This window comes from Fulvivirga kasyanovii, assembly GCF_009711405.1.
Classification (GTDB): Bacteria; Bacteroidota; Bacteroidia; order Cytophagales; family Cyclobacteriaceae; genus Fulvivirga; species Fulvivirga kasyanovii.
Window position 1 is genome coordinate 1 of sequence record NZ_SMLW01000251.1, and the last position, 3,224, is coordinate 3,224.

General features: G+C 48.0%; 1 protein-coding gene. It reads right to left on the bottom strand.

Annotated elements, in window-relative coordinates; all coding sequences use genetic code 11:
- Positions 1-90 precede the first annotated feature (90 nt).
- On the bottom strand, positions 91-3,078 hold the full coding sequence (locus E1163_RS01460) for a DNA polymerase III subunit alpha (protein WP_155168751.1): 2,988 nt from the start codon (positions 3,076-3,078) through the stop codon (positions 91-93).
- Positions 3,079-3,224 lie beyond the last annotated feature (146 nt).

Sequence of the window (3,224 nt, forward strand, 5' to 3'; positions counted from 1 at the left end):
ACGAAAATTTTTCAGTCTATGGTTTGAATTCACTGCTTACGATTACTGCTCACCCGATCACCAAACACCGGCCACCATTTACCAAAAAAATCACCGATTACTAACCACCCTCAACACCCCCGTATCATCTGTGTACCTTGGATCATCGATGTAGGGTAGTTTTTCCATGGCAGAGACTTCGAGGGTGCAGAATTCGAACTCTACTACTACTTTACCGGTAATTTTATAGATGCCTTTGCCTCTGAATGGGTGCTTATAGGCTACCTGGGGAAAGTGTACGGTATCGATGAAATGGCCTTTACGGTCCAGGAAGGTACCGAAGTTCATGCGATCACCCTTGTTTGTACTGGTGTTTTTGATGGCTACGAGATAGCCGAGGATGGTTATTTCCTGGTTGAGGAAATTCATCATGTCACTGGCTTTGTTTACGCTTACTTCGGGTTCATCGCGGAGGAGCATAAACGGATCGCAAAGCGGGAAGCCGAAGAGTTCCATTTCCTCAAAGGCATCTTCAAACTGGTAGGTATACAGTTTGGGCAACTTAATTTCCCTGGCCGGTGAATCAAACAATGATGGTACGGGATTGGTCTTTTTGGTTCTTCCCAGTGCGATATGAGCCTGCCAGAGCAGCTCCTTTTTTGATTTACCGGTAAACCGGAAGCTTCCCGCACGTATAAGCAGGCTCAGTTGCTCCAGCGAAATAAAAACGCGCTTCAAAAAATCGCTCAGGCTCAGAAATGATCGCTTGCTGCGGGCTCTCAGAATATTTTCCATCACCTGCGCCTCCAGGTCTTTGATCAGGTCAAAGCCCAGGTAGATCCTCACGCCCTCTATTACAGCGTAGGCCTCACTTTTATTGACACATGGAGGTACAATCTCAGCTCCATGCATACGCGCTTCGTGGATGTACAGCTCCCTTCGGTAAAAGCCACCTCCATTGTTGAGCACACTTACCATATACTCCAGCGGGTAGTGGGCTTTCAGGAAAAGGCTTTGGTAGCTCTCCACCGCATAAGATGCCGAGTGCCCTTTCGCAAAAGCATAACCGGCAAAGCTTTCTATCTGTCGCCATACATCAGCGGCCAGTTCAAAGGAGTGCCCTTCGGCTTTGCAATTGGCAAAATACTTCTCCTTCACTTTTTGAAACTCTTCTCTTGAACGGAATTTCCCGGACATCCCCCGACGAAGTACGTCGGCCTCGCCCAGGTCTAGCTTAGCAAAGTAGTGTGCCACTTTAATTACATCTTCCTGGTACACCATCACCCCAAAGGTATCAGGCATGATCTTCAACAATACCGGGTGCGCATCTTTCACTCTTTCTTTGTCACGAAATCGCAATATGTACTCACGCATCATCCCCGACTTGGCCACGCCGGGCCTGATGATGGAGCTGGCAGCCACAAGCCCCAGGTAATGGTCAACCCTGAGTTTTTTCAATAGCATACGCATAGCGGGCGACTCCACATAAAAGCATCCTATGGCCTGCCCCTCCCGCAATATGGCTTTTACCTGCTCATCCACTTTAAAGCGCTTAATGTCATGGATATCAATCTCATCTTCATCGGGCCTGTTCCCTTTGATGATCTCCAAGGTGTCTTTGATCTTGCCGAGTCCACGCTGTCCCAGGATATCGAACTTATACAGTCCTATGTCTTCCGCCACTACCATATCAAAATGGGTAACAGGAAACCCTTTGGGTGGCAAACTGGTGGCAGTATAGTTATGGATCGACTTTTCGGCAATTAAAATACCTCCGGCATGCACACTCATATGGCTCGGAAAGCCGGAGATCAACTGCCCGTACCGCAGCACCAGGGCCGAGATCTGGTCTACCGCTTCGCCACCATCCGCCAGCCGGTCTATTTCATGGGGCGGCAGGCCAAATACTTTGCTAAGCTCCCGCACCATGGCGCGGTACTGAAAAGTGCTATAGGTAGCCAACAAGGCCACTCCGTTGGGCACCCTTTTGTTGAAGTATTCAAAAATAAACCTTGTTATGTCCTCCCTGTCGCGCCACGAAAAATCGATATCGAAATCAGGCGGATTTTTCCGGTACAGGTTGATAAACCGCTCAAAGTACAAGTCCAGCTCTATGGGGTCTACATCGGTTATTCGCAACAGGTAAGCTACAATGCTGTTGGCACCACTACCTCTGCCTACGTAGAAATAGCCCTTTTTGCGAGCATAACTTACTATTTTGCAGTTGATGAGGAAGTAAGCCAGAAAACCTTTTTGCCGTATGGTAGACAGTTCATCGTTTATTCTTTTTTTTATATCCTTGCCGGGATTCTCGTAGCGGTACTTCAACCCGCGCATACAGAGCCGGTGTACCAGGCGGTAATCCTCTTCTTCCGACCCGGTATAGGTTTTCATGTTGAGCTGAGCCGTTTCCCCAAACTCAAATACAATATGACAACTATCCAAAAGTTGATGGGCATTATCGACCAGAACCCCAAACTCTTCATACTTTCCTTTCAGCTCCGCAGCAGGCATCATCTGGTGGTGAGGTTTGCCTTCCTCTGTTTTAGGCAGTTTGCTCAGCAGGGTATTATTATCTATGGCCCTCAACAGGCGGTGGGCATTATAATCCCTCTTTTTACGGAAAGTAACGGTTTGCAATGCCACCAGCTTCTCCGGCCTGTTCTTCCATGGAGAAAACCGCAGCCGCATAATATCTTCAGGGCTTACTCCAATAAACTCGTTTTCCTGCAGATCTCCTCCGGTAAAGCATGAGAATGGATAGATTACATAAGCATGTTCAAAAGTGGGTGCCCTGGAGGGAATATCTTCTTTTTCGTGCAAATACCATGAAATACACTCATTAAGCTCTCTGAAACCGTCATTGTTTTTAGCAATCCCGACAAACTGCTGCTGTGCACCATTCCTGAAATCAATCCCCAGCACAGGCCTGATCCCATATTTTTCCGATAGCCGCACAAAGTTCAGGCATCCTGCCGTAGAGTTAATATCCGTCAACGCCAGGCACTCAACCCCCAGCCGCTTCGCCTCCGCCAGCAGCTCCCCGGGACTGATGGCCCCGTATTTAAAACTGTAGTATGTGTGGTTGTTTAGGTACATTTACTGGTTGCTGGTTGCTGGTTGTTTACTGGTCTCTGGTTACTGATCTCTGGTTACAGCATTCAGAGGCACAATTTTTAATTATGGCAGGAGTCATTGCCAGGAGAGGCGATACTCAGAAAGGTAGCAACCTCTGCTTTAAGGCT

What these genes read in the sequence shown, in the direction of transcription:
- E1163_RS01460 (WP_155168751.1), bottom strand. Translation starts at nt 3,078, where the DNA reads ATGTACCTAAACAACCACACATACTACAGTTTTAAATACGGGGCCATC.